The following is a 25,768-nucleotide window of genomic DNA, read 5'->3' as shown; positions in this document are numbered from 1 at the left end:
GTTTGGTGGCGATAGCGGAGGGGTTCCACACGTACCCATCCCGAACACGACCGTTAAGCCCTCCAGCGCCGATGGTACTTGGACCGCAGGGTCCTGGGAGAGTAGGACGCCGCCAAGCAAAAAATGTATGACCTTATTGGGTCATGCTTTTTTTTGCTTAGCCGTTTTACCTAAATATATCACTTTTTTGTGATTCTGTTGTGCTATTCTGCCCGTTACCTTAATAATGGGTCATCAGTTTAATACTTTATTTTCTTTCTACATCAAATAGATGAATTAAAAAAGGCATTCTGACTTAAAGCAGAATGTCTTTTTTTAATATATAGTGAAGGTAATTTCACAATCTGGCACTACTCTTGATATAGTCCCATTTATATCAAAGCACCATCCTGTTATTTTTGCTTCATACCTAACTGGTCTCAAATTAGGATAGAAAGTATCACTAATGGCTAGACCAGCAACGTTCACTCAGGAGTATATACGATACGAACAGTACCACCATTTCCACTGCATATTTTAAGAGGATCAATAGTTGTTTTAAGCGTTGTGTTTCATCGTAACAAAAATTCACTGTGTTTGAAGGTTTGTCATAGGTTCTGTATAATAACCAAAAGGTAATACTGCATTGTTAGTTATTTGATATGGAGGTCGTTATGAAATACGAAATTATTTTGTTTGATGTCGATGATACGCTGTTTGATTTTAAAAAGGCAGAGAGTCATGCGCTACATAATACGTTTACCCAATTTGGATTGTCACAAGGGGCCACTAAGTATAAAGCCAGTTATGATGAAATCAACAGCGCGTTGTGGCGAGAGGCAGAGGAAGGACATATTACCTCGGCGCAGCTGCGAGTGGAGCGGTTTAAGCGATTGTTTACTCTTCATGGTCTGGACTTCAATCCAGATGCCTTTAGTGCTGCTTATTTACGTTATTTGGGTGAAGGTGCTTTTTTGATTGACGGAGCGGTTGAATTATGTAATGAGCTATCCGACTGTCGTTTGGCGATCATTACGAATGGAATCAAAGAGGTGCAAACCTCCAGAATTCAGCTTTCGCCGCTGCGTCATGTGTTTGAGCAGGTGATTATTTCAGAGGAAGTAGGTTGCCAAAAGCCACAAGCTGGTATTTTCGATTACGCATTTACCATGCTAGCCATTTCAGATAAAAGTAAGGTTCTCATGGTCGGTGATTCTTTAACCTCGGATATTCAAGGAGGGAACAAATACGGAATTGATACTTGTTGGTTCAACCCTGCCGGAAAAACAAATACGTCTGGAATTCAACCAACTTATGAAATAAAAAGCCTGATGGAGCTACCGAATAGTGTTCTTTCAAAGCGTCCTGCACTGAATCATACATCGGCGGAAATCTAGATGAATAATGTCGAAATCAGAAGGCCAGAAGTTAAGGACATCGAAAAGTTGAATGAATTGTTTAGAATTGTGATTACAGACACGTTTGCTACAGAAGGCATTGGCAATAAGCTGGCAGATATAGAGGACGAAATTGAGACTAAGAGAGTATATTTGGAAAGTGACTTTGAGAGTCACGGTGAGCAACGATATTTTTTAATCGCTGTAGACGGAAATCAAATAATTGGTTCTATTGAATACGGCCCGGCAAGTGAACTTATAAGTAAATCTACCAATTATAGATTTAAAAAGTTGTGTGAGGTAGGTACTGTATTTGTTCACCCTAACTACCAGAAGATGGGGGTAGGAAATTTATTGTTGGGAACAATGTATCTGGCGTTGCAGAACAGGGAAGTAGAAGAATTTTGTTTAGATAGTGGATATCGTACTGCACAAAAAATATGGAAAAAGAAATTTGGAACTCCTGATTACTTATTAAAAGATTATTGGGGAGAAGGCTATGATCATATGATATGGAGAATCAAAGTCAAGGATGTTACTAACTGAGTTGGCTTAAGAATAAGAAACGAATTCGTTTAAGCAAGATAAAATCAATAGAAAGTAAGAACTGAGTAAAAAATCAACAAAGAATTTATAAAGAATAAGAAAGAGAATTCCAGGAAGCAAAATTATACTTATTACTTCAGCTACGTAGTAAGACAACAACTGATTCATGGAAGCTCCTGAGATCAAATGTACAGATATATCTTTTATTTCTTCTAGCTTATTCTGGACAACGTACTCATTTTCAGGACTAAAAATATGCCCGTTAATTAATTGGTGATAATGTTTCTTCTGAAATGAGAATTCATCGTCATTAACAGGAGAAGGAAATTCTTGAGCGGGCATAACTATATAACGATCCAGATACATTTGGGGAAATTGTGAATTATACACCAGAGTATTTGATTGAATGAACCCTTTAACTACCAGTGTGAAGTCTTTCATCAAATAATTAGCCGTTATTCTATCACCAATGTGGTATTTTTCTTCATATTCTGATCCTAAAAGTATAGGAATTTCTTTGTTATTTTTATTGACGAAGTCATCTGTCGAAAAAGGCTTTCCTTTATCCACCTCGATGGAATAATTTTTAAAAGCTTGTTCATTCATTTGTACAGCTTTGGTTGCATAATAGGGCTCTTTATTATTCAATCGTAAAGCTGGACTATCTCGTCCATCTTCATAACCGAAAAGAAACTTCTGGTCCCACTCTTTTGAATCCGGAAGGACAGCGATAGATTGGTTAAACAAGTAAATATATTTATGGGTCTACACAAAACATAGTGCTTGAAAAAACATAGAAATTATGCTGGAGATATAGAAAAACATCTGAACATTCCGTAAGATGGTTGTGCGACCAATCCAACGTCGAGGAATGACAGATGCACATTCAGTATACCGATCTTTTACTTGACTTGCCAGAGGTGAAAACAGAAAAAGTCTTGAAAGTGGGTGAGCAAACGCTTCATGTGGAGGTCTCCCCAGTTGCTCATAAGCAAGCTTGTCCCCTTTGCCAAACCCTTGATTTAGCCACTATAGAATCGCGTATTTCTACCGAGGAGGGATCAAATTCCGATGAATTTAGCCGTCAAGTTGATGCAAAAATTCAAAGACCGCGATACCCAGAATAAGCTGAAAGGCTATCGGGACAAAGCGGAGCTCATTAGGAAACGGAATTTGGAAGCATGGGACGATCAGCGGCTGAAAGCGGAATCTCTCCGGCTGAAAAAGGAAGCAAAATCGGGTACGTCTTTGGATGAGCTGCTTGTCGATGCCTATGCGCTAGTCTGCGAGGCAGCGAAGCGAAAGCTCGGATTACAGCCTTACGATGTCCAGATCATGGCTGCCATCGCTCTGCACGAGAGATTTTTGATCGAGCAGCATACCGGCGAAGGAAAAACGCTCTCTGCTGTTATGCCTGCTTATCTAAATGCGCTAACCGGCGAAGGCGTTCATGTGCTGACTTTTAACAATTATTTGGCAAATCGGGATGCGGAGTGGATGGGCCCGATCTATCGTTTCCTCGGGTTAACGGTAAACTCGGTTCAAGCGGACATGAACCTGTCCGAGAAACAGGAAGCGTACGCCGCGGATATAACCTATGTGACGGCCAAAGAGGCGGGATTCGATTACTTGCGCGACACGATCGCACTAAACGAAGCCGATACCGTGCATCGTCCTTTCCACTACGTTATCGTCGACGAAGCGGATTCACTGCTTCTCGACGAAGCGCGGGTGCCGCTAGTCATCGCCGGCGAGCCGGGCTCTTCCGGCAACGACGGCATTCGTTTCGCAGAAGTGGCTAGGCAGCTCAAGCAAGTAGAGCATTACGACTTCGACGAGTTCAAGCGGAACGTTTATTTGAATGAAGCGGGCTCTGCGAAAGCGGAATCGCTGCTGGGATGCGGTAATTTGTACGATAGCCATAATAGTCATTTGTTAACGTCATTAAATTGCGCGTTGCATGTGGAATCGTTATTAAAAAAAGACGTCGATTACATCGTCCGGGACGGTAAAATCGAGCTGATCGACGAATATACCGGTCGCGTGGCGGAGAACAGGCATTTGCCGGACGGGCTGCAAGCCGCGCTTGCGGCCAAAGAAGGGCTGCAGTCGAAAGCCGGTGGGAAAATTCTCGGTACGATCACCCTTCAACACTTCCTTAGCCTATATCCGAAGATTTGCGGAATGACGGCTACCGCGCACGCTTCCGCAATGGAATTCGAAGATATTTATGAGCTGCAGGTCGTGCAAATTCCGCCGAACCGGCCAAACATACGGATCGACCATCCGCACCGGATTTATACCCATAAAGAAGCCAAACTTAAGGCGCTTGTACAAGAAATCTCGTCCGTCCATGCGACGGGACGTCCGATTCTCATTGGTACGTCAAGCGTCGAGGAGTCTGACATGCTGGCGAAGGCGCTAGCGGTTGCCGACGTACCTTGCCATGTTCTGAATGCGAAAAACGACGCAAAAGAAGCCGAGATCATCGCCAAGGCGGGAGAAATCGGCGCCGTGACGGTGTCTACGAATATGGCGGGACGCGGCGTCGACATTCGGCTCGGCGGCGGCAACCCCACGCAAGCAGAAGTTGTCGCCAAGCTGGGCGGGTTGTACGTGATTGGTACGCATGTGCACGAAAGCGTGCGGATCGACGACCAACTGCGCGGGCGTTCTGGCCGCCAAGGCGACCCGGGAGATTCCGTATTTTTCGTAAGCTTGGAGGACGAGTTGATGCTTCGGTTCGGCATCGATAAAGTGATTCCGCCCGCCTATCGCGATCTCAGACAGGATGATGCTCTAGAGGAGTCGGTGCTCCGAGGCAAAATCGCGCATATTCAGCGCGTTATTATGGGCCAGAACTTCCATATCCACCAGGAACTGAACCGTTATTCGGATATGGTGGAGGAACAGCGGCGTATTCTATACGAGGAGCGGCTCGGAATTTTGAAAGGCGGGACGCCGATGAGCCCTTCGGAGCAGCGGGTACGGCTTTATTATATCGACAAGTTCTGGGCTGACCATCTGGCATACGTTTCTTACATTCGCGAAGGCATCCACTTGGAGAGCCTTGCTAGCCGCAATCCGATCGACGAATTTCATGAGCAAATCATCCAAGCATACGAGCAAATTCCGGCTAAAATAAATAGAGAGTCGGCGAATATGCTTGTAAGGCTCGGAGGTTCGAATGATCCGGCGGAGTGGGAAAAGTTCGGTCTGAAGAGCCCTACTTCCACTCGGACTTATATTATCAACGATCAATATATCCAGAATAAGCGCAGCTCATGGACCTCAGGGACGATAATTGCTTATTGGATTCGCGATATTTTGAGGCCGGTATTCAGGCTGTCAAAATTTTGATGCAGCGTAGCTTTTTCAAGGATGATCGGGACGAATACGAGCGAACGCTCGATTCATCCTGCGCTGAAAATGTTGAAGTGAAGCGTTGACTCCGTGTTGACTTCGGACAATAAAAATACATCGCAAGGGCGTACAGGCTCCATGGCGATGTATTCAAAGTTGAAGTACTTTGAATAAATCTGTTTCCCTAGAATCTGATTATATATCTTGTCCGCTTGGATTTCTCAATTTTATAATCGGTATAAATATACCAACTACTGCCGCCAAAGCTATGGCGGCTTTTTTGCACTCATTTTGAGAGGGGGATTTATATGCCGATGGCAACAAGCAACACGTGAACGACTGACTTCCTCTGTAACCACCTTGCATTATCCACTCGATTATTACTTCGGCCTCTTCCTTCGAGACAAAGGGCTTGAACCCAGGACACTGAACGATCACAAGAACCACTACCGCTATCTGCAACGTTGGCTTGCCGAAAACCATCCGACGCTCAAGCTGAACGAGTTGACCGCAGACCACGTTCGCCAGTACGTAGGGCACATGCTGACGGAACAAACACTGTACGACGGACACCCAACGCTCGAAAGCCACAACACCACCAAAGGCCTATCTCCCGCAACCATGAACGTCCGGACTCGGACGCTCAAGCGGACGTTCGACAAGAAAGGTTTTCCACTGGAGACCGTTGTCAGTCCACGCATCATTCTTCCTGCGGAGATCATAGAGAATTCTTGCGACACAAGCGGCGATATGCTGTTCAGACCACGTGATCTTAGTGAAAGAGCGCTACTAGAACTATTTATTGAAGCGAAGGGCAAAGGCGTATTTAGAACTGGTTTCCTCAATGATCTTAGAGAAATGTTAAAATGAAATTGACAGCCGAATCCGTTTCTTATTTGTTTCACATTACAATGTGGGGACAATCCCTTCCGTGAATTCAGTTATGGTAACAGGAACATTATATTTAGAATTGCTTGGCAAGCTCCATTGCGTCTTTAATCCACTGGAACCAAAGTTATTAAACAAGGCAGACCGGAGAATCGGCCTGCCTTGTTTTAATTTTTTATCGTCACTGACTGCATCCAAGATCAGCAGGAGATAGCCTTAAGGCGGAAGGTAGAGCTGACGAAATCCCCTGTCAGATCCGAGACAACAAGCCCAATTCTCATTAGGCGGTCACCTCCAAAGATTTCGCCGTCGAACGTTACGTCGAAGGGGGAATCGCCATCTTCCATCAAGGTATTACCTGTGTGGTCTACAGTATTGCCCGTCGCCCCAGTTTCGATTTTATACTTTTTATCTGGGTCAAGTCCTTTTAGAGTTAATCGCCGGATTGGCCCATTCGGTTCAGCCAGCACGCGGAAGTAAGCGACAAACGCTTCGGACTGGTCCTCGCTAACGAACATCCAGGCCGTATCGCCTCGGTCTTCAAATGGGCTAAGGAGCCGATACATATCTCCCTGCTGTACAAGGGAGCGAATTTTCTTGTACTGGGCGATTTGTTTGGCAGCGAGTTCCTTTTCTTCCTTTGTAAATGCAGTAAGGTCAAGCTCGTAGCCAAAGTTTCCACTCATTGCCACGTCACCGCGTATGGCGAGGGAGGTGATTCGTCCCACTTGGTGGTTCGGCACGCTTGATACGTGTGCTCCCATGGTGCTGGCCGGATACACGATGCTTGTTCCGTACTGTATAGCCAATCTTTCAATCGCATCGGTATCGTCGCTGGTCCATGTTTGCGGCATATAGTAAAGCATTCCGGGATCGAACCGTCCGCCGCCTCCAGAACAGCTTTCGAACAAGATGTCCGGGAACCGGGAGGTCAGGCGTTCCAGCAGATCGTAAAGTCCGAGCATATAACGATGTGCGGTTTCCTTTTGCCGTTCGCTAGGAGCTGTAGCCGAAGCAATCTCCGTCATGTTACGGTTCATGTCCCACTTGACATAAGTAATCGGAGCGATCGAGAATACGGAGCTAAGCGTATCGTACAAGTAATCGCATACTTCCTTTCGGGAGAGATCAAGCACCAACTGGGATCGGCCTTCCGTCCGCCGCCGACCTTCAGCATGCAGGCACCAGTCGGGGTGGTTGCGGTACAGTTCACTATCAGGAGATACCATTTCCGGCTCTACCCACAAGCCAAACTGTAATCCCTGTTTATTAACCCGTTTGGCCAGGTCGGCAAGGCCGCCAGGCAGCTTGCGACGGTCCTCAAACCAGTCCCCAAGCGAATTGTCGTCGTTGTCGCGTTTGCCAAACCAACCGTCATCAAGAACAAAGAGCTCAATACCGAGGGGCCCGGCTTCCTTAGCAATCGCTTCGATTTTATCGGCATCGAAGTTGAAATAAGTGGCTTCCCAATTGTTCACAAGAATCGGGCGCTCTTTGTCACGGAAAACGCCCCGGCAGAGACGTTTGCGGTAGAGGCGATGATAGGTGCGCGACATGCCCCCAAGACCTTCTCCGGAAAAGACCAGTACAGCTTCAGGGGTCTGGAATGACTGACCCGGTTCAAGCCGCCAGGAGAAGTCAAAGGGATTGATTCCGATACTTACACGGGTCTGATTGAACTGCTCTACTTCCGCCTGTGCCACGAAGTTGCCGCTGTAGACCAGACTGAAGCCGTACACATCTCCGCGATCCTCAGTCGCATCAGGACGAAGCAGTGCCAGAAATGGATTCATCTGGTGACTGCTGGAGCCCCGTCGGCTCTCCAACCGAATGGTACCAGGTCCGAGATCGCGGCGTTGGATATATCTTTCCCGCACCCAGGCACCAGACAGGTAAAGAGCTTGATAGTTGGAATCGGCGAAATCGACAGAGGCGCTCATGACTTGCTCAATATTCATGACAGCGCTTCCTTTTTGTTCAAAAAGGGTAGACCTAGCAATAGCGCTATGATTCGCAAATACAGTATAGAGCAGTGTAGTCTTAAGCCCCGAGTATTTGTCCTCAAGGATCAGAAAAAGGGTTGCCGCTTCATCATCCGATTCGGTATAGACGGAAGGAAGTCCTTCGAGCTTTGGTTTACCCGGTTCAATGCGGTAACCACTATATTTTAGCTCTGTAATCCGAGTTCCGTCCGCAAGTGCAACCTGATAAGCAGGTTGGCGAAAGTCGCTTGTTCCATACTGGGGATATTCCTGAGGAAGCGTGTCCAGGGAAATCGTACGGTTGGAAGGAACAGGGGTGGGGGAGAAGGAGCAACGCTCCCTAAGTTCCAGTATACTTGCTAGACTTTGGTCATGATGAAGTTGAGCTCCCCAATAGACATGTGCGGGATATCCTTCAACAAGCTGGATAATATAGCTGCAATCCTTGGACTGCAGGTGAAACAAACCAAGCGTCTCGTTTACATGAATGTTCATGGTATTCACTCCCTGGGGATTCATAATATCGAATTGTTTTTACTTAATGATATTTATCAGCGACGTTAAGATTTTCAAATGCTGATTTAGCTGTTACTGCACGAGCTCTCCCGTATAACAAGCTTAGTCCCGATCACGCTGTGCGCAGGTGGTTCACGTCCCTCAAACCGTTCAGAGAGCAGTTGAACGGCAGCCTTTCCCATCTGTTCGGGATAGGCACGCACAGTGGTTAGCGGGGGCTGTACGAAGGCCGCCATCTCGATGTCGTCGAAGCCGACGATAGCCATATCCCCTGGTACCTTGACTCCATGTCCATGAAGGGCACGGAGGGCACCGATGGCGAGCGGGTCGCTTGCAGCGAAGCAGGCCGTCGGTCGTTCCTGTTCGGCAAGAAGCTCGTTCATCATCAGATATCCATCCGCGGTACTCCAGGCACCTATACGGACGAATTGAGGATTGTATAACCCCCGTTCCCGCATGAACCGTTCAAAATAATGAGCCCGTCGCTCTCCGTCACTCTTACCGCCGATAAATCCGATTTGTCGGTGGCCAAGCTCAAGCAGATGTTCGAGTGCCTGATCAACAGCTTGCCGGAAATGGAGACGTACGGAATCGTATTCCAGCTGTTCTTGGTACTGGTCGACAAGGACAATGGTGTTTTTGTCGGGATGCAGCTTAATCACCTCTTCAGGATCGACGCCACCCACGACAATCAGCCCGTCCGTTTTCTGCAAGCTGACGATGGAAGAGCGGCCTCGCAGGGTCTGCCCCAACGTCAGGCCAAGCTCTTCACAGCGCAGTTCGATTCCACGACGGATCGAGGCGTAATACGGATCGTCCCGTTCCTCTTCAATGGAACACCACAGCAGGAGGGAGACCGTCATCCCGGCACGTTCCGTGTTCCGCTTTAATTGCCTTAGTCGGGAAGGCTTATACTCGAGCTGTTCAGCAATCAAAAAAATTCTGTTCTTGGTGTCTGGGCTCACGGACAGAGACAGATCGTTATTTAAAACCCTTGAAACTGTTGCGGCAGACACACCCGCTTCGCGGGCAATGTCTTTAATTGTTGCCAAAAGAGCTCACACCTTTTTAGTTAATAATTTTACTAAAATTCGACTTCATCCTAACACATCCCATTGATACTTTCAAGATGGCGGCTGAATCTTTAAGATTACTTTTGATCTACTACTGTACAGATTAGTTGTGTTAACATGATGAATATTCTGTCACTAGCTTGAAAAGTTCAAAATAAACACGCACAAAAATGAACCGCGTATTAAGGCGGTTCATTTTTGTGCGATCATGGTTGCATCAGACATCTTGAATTCTAACAATCTTGTCCTTAATATTCTATTTCAAACTATTCATTCTATACGTCATTCATCATGTCATTGATATAGTGATTCTTCAACGATTGTGTTGCGGCTTGCATGTTTTTCAAGTAATCGATTTTATAGATACAGGAGTAAATCACATTTAATACGTAGTCAAAGGCAATTTGCGACGAAAATGTACCAATCTTGGCATGTTTTACTTCATCATTAGGCACCTGGATACAGATATTACTGAGTTTTGCCAATTCGCTTTGATTGGTTGCTGTGATTGTGATAAAAGGGATATTTTCACGTGTAAAATGCCGAGCTGCTTTTAAATAAATCGGCGACTTTCCATGGTAAGTTAAAAAAATAGCGCAATCCTGTGCCGTAAGATTAGCCGTATGGTAAGCCCATTCATACAGTTCCGTGGCAATAACCACGTATTTGTTGATTTTAATCAATTTATTCTGAAAACTTTTCGCTCGGATTTGTGAATCGCCTAACGCATATATAAAGATCCTTTTCGCTTGATCCAGCAACTCGGCTGTTTGCGACAGCAAGTTATCATCCATGAATGTAAAGTTTTTTTCGATCGTTTCCTTCATTAATTCTGCGATTTCTTTCGCCACTTGAAGTGGGGATTCATCAAGACCGAATGGATAGTTGGGGTCTACGTTGGAAATGTTCTGGGTATTTTGCTGAAATTCCCGAGCAAGTTTTATTATGAACTCCTTGAAGCCGGATAGCCCAAGTTTATGCGTTAATCGATTAATCGCGGAATGCGAAGTATAGGTAGCCTTTGCAAGCTCCTGAATATTTAAGTGCAGGATACTTTCCTTGTGAATCAAAATATAGGAGGCAATGCTTTTTTCGTTTGGTGTAAAGTTTTGCATTTCTGATAATTGTATCAGTATTTTCAACAGGTTCACCCCGGCTCAATTGAAATAACGTTTGATAAAGAATATAAAATAAACATTTTGTTTAAAAATAAACCGTCATTTTTACAAATAATCGGTTGAATGTACCATTTTAGCGGCAAATTCTTTACGATCGACGTTCTTCTTCTATAATAAATGAAAAGAGCCTAAGGGGGAATTAATATGCTTACCATCGGGTATATTGGGAATGGCAAAAGCACGAACCGTTACCATCTGCCTTTTTCATTGACCAGAGATGATTTGAAAGTGAAGACTATATATGCCCGTAATCCAGATAAAGGAGAGTGGGAAAAAATTCCTGGCGTGCTCTATACAGATAATATTGAATCTCTAATGAACGATAAGGAAATCCAGTTGATTGTTATCTGTACACCTGCAGAATCCCACTACTCTTATGCGAAAATGGCGCTTGATCACGGAAAAAATGTACTTGTTGAGAAACCTTTCATGTTAACTAAAGAGGAAGCCGTGTCGATCTTCCAATACGCCAAAGAGAAAAATCTGGTTATACAATGCTATCAAAATAGACGTTACGATTCGGATTTCCTCACTACCAAGAAGGTTATTGAATCAGGAAAGCTTGGAGATTTGCTGGAGGTGGAGATGCATTTCGATTATTATCGCCCTGAGACCCCCAACTTCACCTCTCATTTTTCTAAATATAACAGCTACCTATATGGACATGGCGCTCATACCATTGACCAGGTTCTATCCTATTTTGGAAAACCAGACACGATCCATTACGATGTGCGTCAATTGCTGGGTTCCGGAAGAATGAATGACTATTTTGATTTGGATTTTTATTATCCCTCGCTCAAGGTATCCATCAAATCCAGCTTCTTTCGTTTAAAAGAGCGGCCGAGTTTTGTTGTATACGGCAAAAAAGGTGTTTTTATAAAGCAAACGAAGGATCGTCAGGAGGAGCATCTAAAATTATACTATCTGCCTAAGGGACACACTGATTTCGGCATCGATCAGCCCGAGCATTATGGCATCTTAACGTATCTGGATGATGATGGCGAGTATCATGAAGAAAAAGTCGTTTCTGAAAAGGGAGACTATGCCCGAGTGTATGACGATATCTATCAGTCGATCGTACTTGGCAAAGAAAAAGTGATTAAAGACGAAGAAACGATAACTTTAATGGAAATACTTGAAAAAGGTATAGAGGAGTGTAACTAAAATGAAGTTGGGAATTGTCGGAGCAGGGATGATCGTAGGGGATCTATTGAGCTTTATTCAGGAAATTCCCACCATTTTATTAAAGGCCATTTGTTCTAGACCTAGCCACCAGGAGAAATTACTGGATTTTCAAAATAAATATGGAATATCTCAGATTTATTCGGATTACAGCGAAATGCTGTTGAATAGTGATGTGGATACAGTCTATATCGGGTTGCCTAATCATCTTCATTATTCATATGTCAAAGAAGCATTATTGAGTGGTAAACATGTCATTTGTGAGAAGCCGTTTACTTCCAATTTGCATGAATTTCTAGAGCTAAAAGAAATTGCTCAGCAAAGAAAACTGGTATTGGTGGAAGCCATTACGAATCAATATTTGAAAAATTATTTGTCAATGAAGGAGTATCTACCTAAGCTGGGTGAGATCAAAATAGTTGAATGCAACTACTCCCAATATTCATCTCGGTATGAGGCTTTCAAAGCGGGAGTAATCCAGCCTGCGTTTAATCCGGAAATGTCTGGTGGAGCCTTGATGGATATTAATTTATATAATATTCATTTGGTTGTTGGTTTCTTCGGGAGCCCTAAGAAGGTGGAGTATTGGGCAAACATGGAGCGTGGAATTGATACTTCAGGTATGCTGCTGCTTGATTACGGTGATTTCAAGTGTGTCTGCATAGGTTCAAAAGACAGTACGGCCCCCAATGCAGTGAACATTCAAGGTAATAAGGGCTATATACACATGGCAAGTTCAGCTAATATATGCGACTGCTTTGATTACACTGCGAATAAGGAAACGCCAATTCGGGTGGACCTGAAAGATCATCCGCATCGTATGTATGACGAATTCGTTGAATTTGACCGTATCATCGGAGAAAAAGATTTGGAAAAAGTCTCGGATATGCTTGAACATAGCGAGAAGGTCATGAATGTCATTGAGAAAGCCAAGCAGTCCGCCAATCTTATATTTGGTCCCGATAGACCATTTCAATCTTGCATAGAACACACAGGCATTAGTAATTAAGCTTTTATAATAGCTTTCCATCTCAGCATAAACAATGAAGTGAAAGTTTGGAGTGTTGGTGATTCAAAAATTCCAACAAGTATAGTGTAAAGGTTTGTTTATGACATATCTTCTAAGAAAAGTCCAAACTTGGATCCAAAAAACTCTTGATCTACACCTTAGAAATTCGAACAGAAACCTTAATTAAATACTCTTCATAACCTCTAACTGAAAGGTCATCTAACAAAACATCTTCATAGAAAAATCCATGTAAATCTATGCCCTTATCATTAGCAAATTTCAATATTCTTGCTGCTTTTGTAATTCGTGCTTTCTCTGAAATTATATTTTTCATTTTTTGCAATTGTTTAATTTTTGCATTTAGAATTGCCTCTTCTTTTTCAAGTAAAAGAATAAGTTCATGAGGGGACCTTTTATTTAAATATTCTTTTATTTCTTTTAATGGTATTTCTATTTCTTTAAGAATTGTGATCACTTTAAACACATCTATTTGATTAATTGAGTAGTACCTTTACAAGTATCTTTGCTGATCCCCATCAGTTTTGCAAATTGTCCTGAAGTTAAATGGTTTTGAAAATTTTTATTCATAAATTCCCTCCTTGACTATAGAGAAATGAAAGTTTTAGTTACAGGAGCAACAGAAACTCTAGGGGGGCTTATTGTTGAGCAACTACTTGCTAAAGGAATAGCAGTAAAGGCATTATCACGGAAAGAAGGCAACTTACCTAAAGGAGCACAAGTAGTATTAGGTGATCTTGATATTCCCGAGACTATAGAAAGATATTTTCAAGATGTGGATAGCTTGTTTCTGATCACTCAGAGTGACCAATCGGACACAAAATTTTTAACAAACCAAAGAATCATTCAAATGGCAAAAGAAGCTAACGTCAAAAAAATAGTTGCATTGATAGATTTCTTTAATAATCCAATTGAAGAAGTAATTCAAAATAGTGGAATGGAATGGACCATTCTACGACCGGTTGAGTTTATGAAAAATGTACTTTATGGATGGGCAGCATCTATTCAAAAAGAAGGGAACATTCGTACTGCTTTCCCCGACAGTTTAAGCGCCAGAATCCATGAAGCCGATATTGCTAGTGTTGCAGTTGAAGCACTCACAGAAGAAGGTCATAGTAGTAGAATATATAATTTGACTGGTCCGGAAGCATTGTCTCCTAGAAATATGGTAAAGCAAATCTCTGAAGTCGTTGGTAGACCTATCAAACTTATTGAGCTGACAGAAGAACAAGTAAGACAAGAGTGGAAAGAGCAGGGTTATGACGATGAGTTTATTAATTATTTCATCATAGAAATGGGTAAAAATCCACCCGCAGATGCTTATACCGTTCTGTCGACGGTAGAAGAAGTGACTGGAAATCCAGCTAGAACTTTTGCTCAATGGGTCAATGAAAACAATCAACATTTTAAAGAATAATACTCATTCTGCACTTGTTCCAATTGTCGTTCCGGATTCTGCTCGAAGCTACTAACCCGGACATAGCCAATGCGCTGACCCTTCATAAAAAAGCTCCTTATCCCGATTGTGTCAGGAATAAGTCGGATTAACATTTAACGGGTACGTTAGTTGAACTTTATTCTAGCTGTGATTACGAAAATCGGATTCCTTTGTAATAAAGGATCCGTTTTTTTCATGTAATGAATTGCTTATCATACGATTTTTTCCGTAAAAGCCGGGTGGAACGAGATGTCACTTCATGATCTGCAGTCGTAAGCTGGCCCGCAGACACCTGTCAGGAGAGCGCCTCAAAAGCATGTCGTATTTTCGTTCGATACAGAGATAAAACAAAAAGATCGATATTTTCCACCATAATTGATAATAATATCCCCTTTTTTTGGATTGTTTCTCTTTATAATGAAAGCGCGCCCATAACAATCAAAGGAGCTGATATGTTTTGATACGAAACAAACGCTTAAGAAGATTGTCCACCGCCATGTTAACGGTGCCTATGCTCACGATGTTCGCTTCAGGTGCAGTGGCAGAGCAGGAAATGAACGGACATAAGCCTCCGGTTTCTACTGGAAGGGGTGTGTTTTATGAAATTTATATCAATTCTTTTTATGATTCAAATGGAGACGGACACGGTGATTTGAAAGGAATTACACAAAAGCTTGATTACTTAAACGACGGCAAACCCCGTTCGGGCAAGGATCTGCAGGTCAGCGGTCTCTGGCTCATGCCCCTGAATCCGTCTCCAAGCTACCATAAATATGATGTAACCGACTACTATCAGGTGGACCCGCAGTATGGGAGTCTGAATGATTTCCGCACCTTGATGAAAGAAGCGAACCGAAAGGGCGTCAAGGTAATCATGGACCTTGTTATCAATCATTCGAGCAGCGAGCACCCTTGGTTCAAGGAGGCCAGCGCCAACCCACAAAGCAAATACCACGACTATTACGTATGGGCGGATGAGAACACAAATCTGGATGAAAAAGGATCGTGGGACCAGCAGGTATGGTATAAGAATCCGAATGGCGAAGGGTATTTCTACGGTACGTTCTGGTCGGGAATGCCGGATCTGAACTTTGACAATCCCGAAGTCCGCAAAGAAATGATCAAAGTCGGCAAGTATTGGCTGCAGCAGGGTGCAGACGGGTTCCGGCTTGACGCGGCGATGCATATTTTTAAAGGACAGACGAAGGATGGTGCCGATAAAAACATCGCGTGGTGGAATGAGTTCCGTTCCGAGATGGAGAAGGTAAATCCAAATGTATATCTGGCAGGGGAGGTATGGGACAAACCGGAAACAATAGCTCCTTATTACGGACCGCTCCACTCCCTGTTTAATTTTGACCTGGGCGGAACGATTTTGAACTCCGTAAAAAACGGCCGGGATCAGGGTATCGCGACATTCGCCGAGAAAATGCTGAAACTGTACAAATCGTACAATAAGGCGGCACTCGATGCTCCGTTCCTGAGCAATCATGACCAGACCCGTGTCATGAGCGAGCTGGGCGGGGATATGCCAAAAGCCAAGCTGGCCGCTTCCATTCTTTTGACGCTTCCGGGTCAGCCGTTCCTCTATTATGGGGAAGAAATCGGCATGAAGGGAGAGAAGCCCGATGAGTATCTTCGTGAGCCTATGCGCTGGTACAAGGGAGATGGCCCCGGTCAAACGACGTGGGAGGAACCCAAATACAACACAGGCGAAGTATCGGTGGAAGCGCAGCTGCGGGAAGATGATTCCCTGCTGGAAAGCTACCGCACGCTCATCCGTCTGAGGGAAGAACATGAAGCTCTCCGCAACGACAGTCTGCAACCTATCCAAACAGGTTCTGCCAGCGTGACCGCATATAAACGCACTTCAGGCAAAGAAACATTGTATGTATATCATAACCTGTCTGGAGAGCCGGTTACCCTGCAGATGAACGATTTGGATAAGGGGAAGTGGAAAGTGGTCTTCTCCACCTCGAAGGATGTGAAGGTGAAGAAAGGAACGGTCACGATTCCGGCCTACAGTTCTCTGATTACCGAAGAAGATAGAAAGAACTGAACATACGCAAACTTACCGTTCAAATGAAGCGGGATATATATCGATGAATCCATGTTGGGGTGTTTAGAGCACCCCATTTTTTTATATGAGTTCTGCTGCATACGAATAGCATAAGATATTGAAACCGTCAGGAGGCCGATTCGATGTAAAGCACGCCCCTTAGAGTACACACAGGGCAGGATAAATGACATCTCCAGTGTGTATTCCAAGGGGCATTATTTAATGTCCTCAACCCTATTAAAGATCGGGCGATTCCATATGATTATAAAGGGGATATGCCTTCAGGTACATTTCGACTTTTGTTCTTGGCAGGCAGCTGCTCCTAGAACGGCAGGCTCTCTTTAATCGCCCACAGGTCGTCATAGCTGAGAATCCGGCGATCGGCTCTGGACAGGTCCTGCCGGCCCGAGCCGGGGTTGTGGAAGCCGATGCAGCGCATACCCGCACTCTTGGCTGCCTGGACACCGTTCCGTGAATCCTCTATAACGATGCAATGGGCCGGGGCTATGCCAAGCAGCTCGGCGGCGTATAAGAAGATGTCCGGTGCCGGCTTACCCTGCAATACCTCTTCTCCGGTGATTCGAATGTCGAAGTAACGGCCAAGCCCTGTCTTTTCCATGATGAGATCAATTAGTGCCCGCGGAGAGGAAGAGGCCACCGCGACCGGAATCCCTTTCTCCTGCAGCCAGTCCAGCCACCGTTCCAATCCGTCGATCGCCACAAGGCCCTCATGTGCTGTCATCGTCTGCATCACATTTTCTCGGTGAAAGGATAGCGCCTCTTCAACTGTATTGGTGAGCCGATGTCTGTCCAGCACCTGACGCCACATGGATTCCAGTGTCACTCCGACATAGGTGTGGTGCTCTTCTTCGGTCATGGACGCACCGAAATGGGCAAAGGAGCTACGCTCGATCTCAAAATAAATCGGTTCGCTGTCTACCAGCACCCCGTCCATGTCGAAAATGACCGCCTTGACCGGAACGGACGCTGATGAACCTCCAGTGAATTCATTATTCGGCTGTACATCATGATGAATGGTTGTCATGTCCATTCTCCCCCTTGTTAGTATCCGGATTTAGTTACCGGAGTCGTTCGATTGCAGCACAACCTTGATCGCCTGTGAAGAAGGCTGAAGTGTCCGCTCGCTGATATTGCATCCGAGGGTCAGAAAGGCCTCCCGGTAGTCTTCCAGCGGATAGGAGTGGGTAATGATTTTTTTGGCGGGAACGATCTGCTGCTCAATCAGGTAATGCGCCGTGGAGAACGTACCCAGGGAATCAATCGAGCCGATGATTTTGAGGCTACGGTCAACTACCTCCTTCGGATTGAACGAGCTTGTCCCGTCTCTCAGCCCCACCAGCATCAGATACCCGCCGCTCGTAAGCCGGGATAGTACCTGGGTGCCGACCACGCCTGTGGTATCCACAATCATGTCTACCTGATTTTTTAACGGTGCCAGCTCATGAATGGCCGACTCTAGTGTGCCGTGTACGGACCACCGCTTGGGGGCAATGGAATCCGCTATGGCGAGCCGTTCTTCCGAGATGTCGACGAGGCAGCCGGTTACGCCTTTGGAAGCAAGAGCATAACTGTACAGAATCCCGATTGGGCCTGCGCCCAGAATGACAGTTGTGAAGTTCGGCAGCAGGTGGATCTGGTTGATTCCAGTCAGCATGCAGCTCAGCGGTTCGGTCAGTGTCGCTTCTTCGTAGCTGATATGATCCTTCAGCTTGTAGAGAAACCGGTCCTCGGTCACATAATAATCAGTGAACGTGCCGTCGGCGCTGACTCCAGTCTCCGTTACGGATTTATGTGTGCAATGGTTCTGTCTCCCTGTCCGGCACATATCGCATTGACCGCAGTAGTACGTCGGATCAATCACAACCCGGTCCCCGGGCTGCATTGAACTGACAGCTGATCCTACAGCGATCACTTCCCCTGCTGATTCGTGGCCCAGGATAGTGGACGGCACGGCATGATATTTGCCGCTGATGATGCCTAGATCTGTACCGCATACGCCTGTCGCCCGAATCCGGACGAGAACATGGTTATCTTTGGTAATCTCCGGAACGGGTCTTTCCTCAAGAGCCACATCCCAAGCTGATTTGTATACCAGTGCAAGCATGAATAGTCCTCCTTTTGCCTGTTCGGCAGATAGTTAGTGAAGGGTGGCCAGAACGGCGTCAAGCCGCTTGACAATTTCGACAATCTCGTCTTCCGTAACCGTGAGAGAAGGTCTTACTTTGACCACATTGCCGTAACCGTAACGAGAACCTCTGAGAATCAGCTGCTGTTCGGCAAAAGAACGGTCGATAATCACATTGCTCTTGGCTGCGTCAGGGGCATCATCCTCGTCTACAATTTCCAATCCCCACATCAGTCCGACGCCGCGAGCCTCCCCGATGCAATCATGCTTGTCGGCCATCTCAGTCAGCAGGGTCCCGAGCAGGCTTCCCTTCGACTGTACAGCTTCCAGAAAACCGGGCTCGGACACAACCTCTAGCGTGGATTTGGCTGCCGTGACCGAGATCAGATTGCTGCCCGAGGTGAATGAGTGCTCGTGTTTTTCCAGAACATTGAGACGAGACTGCATCAATACCGCTGCAACCGGAACACCGATGCCGCCCAAACCCTTGGCAAGGGTAATGATATCTGGCTGGATCTCAAACAGCTCACTTGCGAACATGTAACCTGTCCGCCCAATCCCGGTCTGCACCTCGTCAGCGATCAGAATCAGCCCGTACTCGTTGCACAGCTGACGGAGGCGCTTAAAATATCCTGCAGGTGGGATGATATTGCCTCCGTTGCCCAGGATGGGCTCAATAATCATGCAGGCCACAGAGCCAGAGCTTGCATACTCAATGGCATCCGATATTGCTTCCACGCATTGATAGCCACACTTGTCAGGCGAAGAATTAAACGGACAGCGATAGCAGTAGGGAGCAGGTACATGCAGGGAATTTGTTGCAGCCGAGTTGGGAAATTTCCTCCGCCGGAAGGCATTACCCGATATGCCTGTTGCGAACTGGGTCTGCCCATGATGGGACAGATACAGGCTAATTATATCGAGTGCTCCGGTATATTTCTGGGCTAGCTTCACAGCGCATTCGTTCGCCGTGGAGCCGGTAATATCTCTCATCCATCCCGCGTCGATGCCGTTCGGCGTATACTGGATCAGATGATCCAGGACTTCCTCGACATAAGGCTCGGTAAAGGATGAGGACATGTGGGTAAGATTGGCGACTTGTTCCTGTACTTTGGTAACGACATGAGGGTGATTATAACCGAGCGACAGATTGAAGGTGCCGGATACACCGTCCAAATACTCCTTACCTGAATCGTCAATCAGAGTAATGCCTTTTCCGTATCTGAAGCGTTCTTTGGTTAAGGTATCCACAATACTTTCCCTCCATATCAGAATATACATTTCTCTAAGTACATCCTTATAAAGTACAGCCCTTGTTACAGCATGATGCGGCAGGCCTCACCTCCCCTAAGAATAAAGTGATCTCATCCTTCCTTGCCCTGATGGCCAAGGGAGCCAACTACCCGGCTGCTTCTGCCATTCCAGAGATGCGAAAGAATAACCGCCAGCAGCAGAATCAGGCTGAAAGCCCCTAGAATCCAGAGGGTAGCCGTCACCGGCCATTCGCTCATGCTCCAGCCTATTACATATTGAAGCACCGAGCCGCCAATTCCGCCCGACGCAATCAGAATGCTGGTCGTTCGCTCGGTCATCCCCGGAATCAGCACGTTGGCATAGACAAGTGCGATGCAGAAGAGTCCGGACATGAATAAACCTGCACCGAAAATCAGAAGGTATGTAGCCCACTGGCTGGATACAAACACCATGGCAACTAGGAAGCAGAAAGTTCCGATTACGCTCCACAGCAGGAAAGGAATATATCCTGATGACTCTGCAATCCTTCCTGAGAACATGCGACCGATGATCATCGCAATCCATAGTATGCTGACACCCAGCGAGGCTACGGATTCTCGAAGCTGCAGCGTCTCGATCAGAATAGAGGGCAGGAAGTTCATGAGCCCCAGTTCAAGACCCATATAAACAAAGAAGAATACAATGAAGATTCCCAGTAACAGACGATGCTGTCCCGAGTACCGGGCTTGTTCGATAGAACGCTCAGATGTTCGGAGGTCTGCTTGGGTAAGATGGGAAGAGGCGGAAGCAGGCATAGTAAGCCAGAACAGCCCCAGGATAAATGTCAGAAGGGAGATGGTGTAGAAGGTCAGATACCACATTCCAGACCAGATATACAGGCTTACTACTGCCGGAATGAGCAGTGCACCAAGTGCAAAATAGACATCCAGCTTGGACATGGCTACGGCTTTCTGTTCCTCGGTGAACTCAATCGTGAAAGCTCCGATGGACGATTCAATGATACCTGAGCCGAAGCCAACCCAGATGGTCATCACGATGACCCAGGTCCATGAGGGCAGTATACCTAGGATGGCACACGCTGCCAAGATACTGACCAGGGCAATGGACAGCATCGACTTGCGACCGATATGCAGAGCCATGAAAGGGGAGAGCAGAACGCCGATAAGAAATCCGAAAAACTGCAGGAACAGCAGTAATCCGCCATCGCTGTACCCCCGTCCATAGTGAGGCAGCAGAACCGGCAGTAATGCTCCAAGAACCACGCTGGTGATGCCGATTAGCAGATAGAAAGCACAACTTAAAGCGAATAGTCTCTTCAAGGCCTGTCCCTCCATAAGGTTATATTTTTTATATGGATGTTGTTGCTTTACTAGAATATACCATTTTTATGGAAATGTATATATAGATTTATGCAAAAATTGTTAGAAATCTTTCAGTATGATCTTACCGATATTCGTCATGTTCATGTCAACTGTGAACAAATAAAAGAGGAGATAAATAGATGAGGAAATAATAAAGCTAAAATGGAGTGTCCTAGGGGATTGTTGCTGCTTCCCAAAACACTCTGCTTCTTTTCTGCTTGAATTAGATAACAATTGTTTTTGCTTGAAGGTAACTGTAACTGCAATGGTAGAAAAAAGAATGTTAAACGCTTACAATTCAAAGAGAAGAGAATATTTTATTCAAAAGTTGAGGAGTAGAAAAACGAAGAAGGGAAGTAATGTCCGATATTCTATCTGTATGAAAAGGCGACTTGATTATTATTAGTCATGTGTGCGGCTTTTTTGAATGTTACAACAAAAGGAGTCTATCAAAATGAATTTTTATTTAGAAATCCCGGAGCTTGACAGACATTTTCCTTTCCGGAGTTTTGTTAATAAAGGCGACGTGCTGTGCTATCCTCATTGGCATAAAGAAATTGAAATTATTTATGTGACCAAGGGAACCTTGGATCTGGGAGTTAACGATATTTCGATACGCATGAAACAAGGTGAAGTTCAATTTATAAATGGTGGTGATGTTCATTATTTCTTGGCTTCTCCCGACAGCGAACGGGTGGTTATTCAATTTGATCTGAGCTTTTTCCAAGAGGTATCCACATTAAGCGATCAAAAGCGCCCTCTTAGATATATATTTACAGAGATGGAGCAATCAAGCTGGAACTGGTCAGAAGAAACAGCAGCTAAAATGCTTCCGCTGATTCAAAGCATTTATGATGAGAACGCCAACCGCCGAGAAGGTTATGCCTATATGATCAAAGCCAAACTGTTTGAGATGTTGACTCTTATTTTGCGGGAAGTGCCGAGAAGCATGACGCCGAGACTTCCCGAAATCTCTGCAAGAACCTTAACACAATCAAAGGACATGCTTTATAAACTGGAACGTATTTTTGAATATGTGGAATGCCATTATCATGAAACCATTTCACTGAAAAATGTAGCTGAATATATGGGTTTTAGTCCCCATTATTTCGCCAGGCTGTTTAAGAAGAATACGGGGATGACCTTTGTAGCATTTTTGAATGAATACAGACTGAATAAGGCCAAATGGATTTTGCTGAATGAAAACAATCCGATCACTGAGGTCGCAGAGGCTGCAGGTTTCAACAGCGTGAAGACGTTTCATCATTTCTTTAAGGAAGCGACAGGAACATCACCATTGAAATACCGCAGGGCAATATTCGGGAATAAAACGGCAAGAAATGAGGAAGAAAGCTTCTCATGAGATTTGTATGATAGAGCTATCCAACGAAGTGAAAGGAGAGTTACGATGACATTTAAAATGGGGATTATTGGTTGTGACAGTATCTAATACGTTTTCTGGCACTGCCGAAGATAGTGAAGAAGCATGAAACACGAAGATCCTTTGATGTCCGTCGAAGAAGGATTTAATTGTACAGTAACTAATCTGCAATCGATTTTGATCCGTGAGCAACCGCTTGATATGTGGTGAGCTTAAATCAGGAGTGGAAGGAAAATGAAAATGGGCAATCGGATATATAATGTAGTCATTATCGGTTATGGAGGCATGGGAAGCTACCATGTTCAATTGATCGAACCTATTCAGCAGCTTGCCGTTGGCGGTGTATTTGATATTGTCGATTACCGGATGGAACTGGCTGCGGCTGCCGGCTATAAAACCTACGCCAGTCTGGATGCCGTTCTGGCCGATCAGGCCGTGGATATTGTTTTAATAGCAACGCCTAACGACGTTCATAAAGAAATCGCGATTCAGGCATTGCAAGCCGGAAAACATGTCATTTGCGAAAAGCCGGTTACGATAACGAGCGCGGATTTCTTGGATATTGTCGAGGTGGCGAAGAAAGAAAACCGCGTGTTTACGGTACATCAGAACCGCCGATGGGATGAAGACTTCCGAATTATCAAAGATATCATCAGCAAAAAGACCGTGGGCGAGCTTTTCCAGCTGGAATCGCGGGTTCAGGGGGCTAACGGCATTCCAGGTGACTGGCGGCAACTAAAGGCATATGGAGGAGGAATGCTGCTGGATTGGGGAGTACATCTGTTGGACCAGCTGCTTCAGATTACGGACAGCCAAATCGAAAGCGTAGCTGCTACCTTAAGCTATATTTTGGGGACTGAAGTGGATGACGGCTTTACCAGCTTTATTGAGTTCAAGGATGGCCTGACAGCGGTCATTGAAGTGGGTACGACCAATTACGTAAAGCTGCCGCGTTGGTATATTAAAGGAACCGAAGGAACTGCAGTGATCAGGGATTGGGACTTGAGCGGAGAGATCGTTACCCGGAATCCGGATGTTGCTCGTGTGGAACCAAAACCGATTCAAGCAGGTCAAGGATTGACGAAAACGATGGCGCCACCGTCTGAGGAATCCACCCTTAAGTTCCCGATTGAGAAAATACCTGCTGCTGCAGAAAGCTTTTATGAAAATTATGTCTCCGCCATCGAAGGAAAAGCGGAGCTTGCGATCAAAAGCGAAGAAGTGCACCGTGTGCTGGTGCTGATTGAGACGATTTTTGAGGCGGCAGCAACCAAAAGCGTGATTCGAAGAACAATTTAAATCAGCGCTATTTCTCGATTCGCCATAAGAGAGATATATAGGATCCTATATTTTGAGAACCTGTGAAAAACATTGAATTCTAAAGTTTCTCATAGGTTCTGGAATAAAATGATTCGATGCATTCATTAAAGGTAGTAGGAGATCATTTTTCATATAATTAAAAATCTCATGAATGGATCCTCGATGCATTTAGACATTGAGTCGAAATACATAGTAATCAGTACACTTTTGGAATGGTGAGCAAAATAATTTTGCCTACCAAAAAACACAAGCTGATATCGCTCAAGAATTTAGCATCACCAAGCAGCAGCTACATAACTACAAAAAAACTCCAGAGAGGCCATTCCTCTACGTGCGCGAACATTTTAGTCTGGCACGCGGAGGTAAGATGGCGATCGTCGGTCTCCCGGCACAGGCTGATATTCCTTTCAATGTTCCCTTCATAGCAGACAACGAGGTAGATATTTATGGTATCTTCCGTTATGCCAACACCTACCCGAAAGGAATTGAATTCCTTTCATCCGGTAATATTGACGCTACGTTACTAATAACTGATAAATATCCATTGGAACAAACCTATGAAGCGATGGAGCGTGCACTGAATTATAAAAGCGAATGTTTAAAGGTAGTTGTATACCCCAATGTTTAAATTTGACTACCAATTGTAAATAAACTGTAGAGGGTATCCTGCTGAGGATACCCTTTTTCTAATCGTATTTAAAAAGGATTTTATCAAAAAAAGAAAACGAGAGGCTGTGGAAATAATGGCGATACTGGGAGCGATTGAAGCAGGTGGCACTAAATTTGTGTGCGGTACAGGCGATGAAAAAGGAAATATTCATGACCGAATTAGCTTTCCGACGACTACACCAGAGGAGACGATGGAGCAGGTCATTAAATATTTTGCCGGCAAACAAGTAGAAGCTATGGGTGTAGGCTCTTTCGGTCCGATTGATCCCGTTCCTGGCAGTAATACCTACGGCTATATTACATCTACACCGAAGCCGCACTGGTCTCATTACAACTTAATTGGCAGGCTGAAGGAACACTTTGATGTTCCCATGACCTTTGATACGGACGTGAATGGAGCGGCACTTGGTGAATATACCTGGGGAGCGGCCAAAGGTCTGGACAGCTGTCTGTATATGACGGTAGGAACAGGAATCGGAGCAGGAGCCGTGGTAAGAGGATCCGTGCTTCGAGGATTGTCTCATCCGGAAATGGGGCATATTCTGGTACGCCGCCATCCTGCGGATCAATATAAGGGTGGCTGCCCTTATCATGTAGACTGCCTGGAAGGATTGGCAGCCGGGCCGGCTATTAACCAACGCTGGAATACGGAGGGGAGAGAGTTGCCCGTAGATCACTCAGCGTGGGAGATCGAGGCCTTTTATCTAGCGCAAGCATTGATGAATTATATTCTTATCCTGTCTCCACAGAAAATGATCTTGGGTGGGGGAGTCATGAAACAAGAACAGCTCTTTCCGGCAGTGAGAAAACAGCTAAAAGAGCTTTTGAACGGCTATATGCAACATCAATTCCTGCATAAGCATATCGAAGAATATGTGGTACCGCCGGCTCTTGGAGACAATGCCGGTCTTTCCGGCGGTCTGGCTCTTGCCCAATTGCCCTTAGGCCAAAATAAATGTTAAAACAAGGAACGTTTTTCTCGTTAGACGATGTTGAAGGACAAGAACTA

General features: G+C 45.2%; 20 protein-coding genes, 1 rRNA gene and 2 pseudogenes. 14 read left to right on the top strand and 9 right to left on the bottom strand.

What is annotated here, in order from left to right; genetic code table 11:
- The first annotated feature begins 1 nt into the window (after position 1).
- From rrf to AC6EJC_RS16785, 3 genes are all read left to right on the top strand, one after another.
- Positions 2–118, top strand: a 5S ribosomal RNA gene (gene rrf, locus AC6EJC_RS16795).
- Between the two features lie 535 nt (positions 119–653).
- Positions 654–1,376 carry a YjjG family noncanonical pyrimidine nucleotidase gene (locus tag AC6EJC_RS16790; RefSeq protein WP_444954931.1) on the top strand — a complete coding sequence of 241 codons (723 nt, stop codon included), beginning with the start codon at positions 654–656 and terminating at the stop codon, positions 1,374–1,376.
- Entirely contained in the window at positions 1,377–1,922 is a 546-nt protein-coding gene (locus AC6EJC_RS16785; protein WP_444954930.1) for a GNAT family N-acetyltransferase, read from the top strand. It begins immediately after the preceding gene.
- Between the two features lie 6 nt (positions 1,923–1,928).
- Here AC6EJC_RS16785 and AC6EJC_RS16780 read toward each other — a convergent pair whose 3' ends face one another.
- Positions 1,929–2,669 (bottom strand): hypothetical protein, encoded by a 741-nt coding sequence (locus tag AC6EJC_RS16780; RefSeq protein ID WP_444954929.1) that lies wholly within the window; start codon positions 2,667–2,669, stop codon positions 1,929–1,931.
- 324 nt (positions 2,670–2,993) lie between these two features.
- Between AC6EJC_RS16780 and AC6EJC_RS16775 the strand changes: the two genes are divergently transcribed.
- The gene (locus AC6EJC_RS16775) at positions 2,994–5,282 is read left to right on the top strand and encodes a preprotein translocase subunit SecA (RefSeq protein ID WP_444954928.1); all 2,289 of its coding nucleotides are present in this window, start codon (positions 2,994–2,996) and stop codon (positions 5,280–5,282) included.
- A gap of 207 nt (positions 5,283–5,489) precedes the next feature.
- On the top strand, positions 5,490–6,155 hold the full coding sequence (locus AC6EJC_RS16770) for a site-specific integrase (RefSeq protein ID WP_444954927.1): 666 nt from the start codon (positions 5,490–5,492) through the stop codon (positions 6,153–6,155).
- Between the two features lie 218 nt (positions 6,156–6,373).
- Here the strand turns inward: AC6EJC_RS16770 and AC6EJC_RS16765 are convergent, their stop codons facing one another.
- The 3 genes from AC6EJC_RS16765 to AC6EJC_RS16755 form a co-directional block, all read right to left on the bottom strand.
- On the bottom strand, positions 6,374–8,650 hold the full coding sequence (locus AC6EJC_RS16765) for an alpha-galactosidase (RefSeq protein WP_444954926.1): 2,277 nt from the start codon (positions 8,648–8,650) through the stop codon (positions 6,374–6,376).
- Positions 8,651–8,736: 86 nt separating this feature from the next.
- Positions 8,737–9,723 carry a LacI family DNA-binding transcriptional regulator gene (locus AC6EJC_RS16760; RefSeq protein WP_444954925.1) on the bottom strand — a complete coding sequence of 329 codons (987 nt, stop codon included), beginning with the start codon at positions 9,721–9,723 and terminating at the stop codon, positions 8,737–8,739.
- Positions 9,724–10,019: 296 nt separating this feature from the next.
- A complete protein-coding gene (locus tag AC6EJC_RS16755) occupies positions 10,020–10,886 on the bottom strand; it encodes a MurR/RpiR family transcriptional regulator (protein WP_444954924.1) in 867 nt (288 codons plus the stop codon).
- Between the two features lie 180 nt (positions 10,887–11,066).
- Between AC6EJC_RS16755 and AC6EJC_RS16750 the strand changes: the two genes are divergently transcribed.
- Entirely contained in the window at positions 11,067–12,086 is a 1,020-nt protein-coding gene (locus AC6EJC_RS16750) for a Gfo/Idh/MocA family oxidoreductase (protein WP_444954923.1), read from the top strand.
- 1 nt (position 12,087) lies between these two features.
- Positions 12,088–13,113 carry a Gfo/Idh/MocA family protein gene (locus AC6EJC_RS16745; RefSeq protein ID WP_444954922.1) on the top strand — a complete coding sequence of 342 codons (1,026 nt, stop codon included), beginning with the start codon at positions 12,088–12,090 and terminating at the stop codon, positions 13,111–13,113.
- Positions 13,114–13,264: 151 nt separating this feature from the next.
- Here the strand turns inward: AC6EJC_RS16745 and AC6EJC_RS16740 are convergent, their stop codons facing one another.
- Positions 13,265–13,588: a MerR family transcriptional regulator gene (locus AC6EJC_RS16740; RefSeq protein ID WP_444954921.1), complete on the bottom strand. Its 324-nt coding sequence runs from the start codon at positions 13,586–13,588 to the stop codon at positions 13,265–13,267.
- A gap of 138 nt (positions 13,589–13,726) precedes the next feature.
- Here AC6EJC_RS16740 and AC6EJC_RS16735 point away from each other — a divergent pair, with 138 nt between their 5' ends.
- Both AC6EJC_RS16735 and AC6EJC_RS16730 read left to right on the top strand, forming a co-directional pair.
- Positions 13,727–14,548: an NAD(P)H-binding protein gene (locus tag AC6EJC_RS16735; protein WP_444954920.1), complete on the top strand. Its 822-nt coding sequence runs from the start codon at positions 13,727–13,729 to the stop codon at positions 14,546–14,548.
- A 478-nt stretch (positions 14,549–15,026) separates the two neighbouring features.
- Positions 15,027–16,628 carry an alpha-amylase family glycosyl hydrolase gene (locus tag AC6EJC_RS16730; protein WP_444954919.1) on the top strand — a complete coding sequence of 534 codons (1,602 nt, stop codon included), beginning with the start codon at positions 15,027–15,029 and terminating at the stop codon, positions 16,626–16,628.
- A 322-nt stretch (positions 16,629–16,950) separates the two neighbouring features.
- On the opposite strand, the gene AC6EJC_RS16725 is transcribed toward AC6EJC_RS16730, so the two are convergent.
- The 4 genes from AC6EJC_RS16725 to AC6EJC_RS16710 form a co-directional block, all read right to left on the bottom strand.
- Complete coding sequence (locus AC6EJC_RS16725; protein WP_444954918.1) at positions 16,951–17,673, bottom strand: HAD family hydrolase; 723 nt, start codon at positions 17,671–17,673, stop codon at positions 16,951–16,953.
- Between the two features lie 30 nt (positions 17,674–17,703).
- The gene (locus AC6EJC_RS16720; RefSeq protein ID WP_444954917.1) at positions 17,704–18,753 is read right to left on the bottom strand and encodes a zinc-dependent alcohol dehydrogenase; all 1,050 of its coding nucleotides are present in this window, start codon (positions 18,751–18,753) and stop codon (positions 17,704–17,706) included.
- Between the two features lie 33 nt (positions 18,754–18,786).
- Entirely contained in the window at positions 18,787–20,025 is a 1,239-nt protein-coding gene (locus AC6EJC_RS16715; protein ID WP_444954916.1) for an aspartate aminotransferase family protein, read from the bottom strand.
- A gap of 113 nt (positions 20,026–20,138) precedes the next feature.
- On the bottom strand, positions 20,139–21,347 hold the full coding sequence (locus AC6EJC_RS16710) for an MFS transporter (RefSeq protein WP_444954915.1): 1,209 nt from the start codon (positions 21,345–21,347) through the stop codon (positions 20,139–20,141).
- A gap of 496 nt (positions 21,348–21,843) precedes the next feature.
- Here AC6EJC_RS16710 and AC6EJC_RS16705 point away from each other — a divergent pair, with 496 nt between their 5' ends.
- The 5 genes and pseudogenes from AC6EJC_RS16705 (at position 21,844) to AC6EJC_RS16685 (ending at position 25,721) form a co-directional block, all read left to right on the top strand.
- Complete coding sequence (locus tag AC6EJC_RS16705) at positions 21,844–22,752, top strand: AraC family transcriptional regulator (RefSeq protein WP_444954914.1); 909 nt, start codon at positions 21,844–21,846, stop codon at positions 22,750–22,752.
- 120 nt (positions 22,753–22,872) lie between these two features.
- Positions 22,873–22,980 (top strand): annotated as a pseudogene (locus tag AC6EJC_RS16700) (sugar phosphate isomerase/epimerase); the annotation flags it as partial.
- Positions 22,981–23,004: 24 nt separating this feature from the next.
- On the top strand, positions 23,005–24,069 hold the full coding sequence (locus tag AC6EJC_RS16695) for a Gfo/Idh/MocA family oxidoreductase (protein WP_444954913.1): 1,065 nt from the start codon (positions 23,005–23,007) through the stop codon (positions 24,067–24,069).
- A gap of 367 nt (positions 24,070–24,436) precedes the next feature.
- Positions 24,437–24,718 (top strand): annotated as a pseudogene (locus AC6EJC_RS16690) (NAD(P)-dependent alcohol dehydrogenase); the annotation flags it as partial.
- Between the two features lie 115 nt (positions 24,719–24,833).
- Positions 24,834–25,721, top strand: coding sequence for an ROK family protein (locus AC6EJC_RS16685; protein WP_444954912.1), 888 nt, complete (start codon positions 24,834–24,836; stop codon positions 25,719–25,721).
- Positions 25,722–25,768: the final 47 nt, after the last annotated feature.

It is taken from the genome of Paenibacillus sp. TY11 (genome assembly GCF_059772165.1).
Note: the sequence above shows the minus strand (reverse complement) of the source record. Positions and strands in the feature narration are given on the sequence as shown.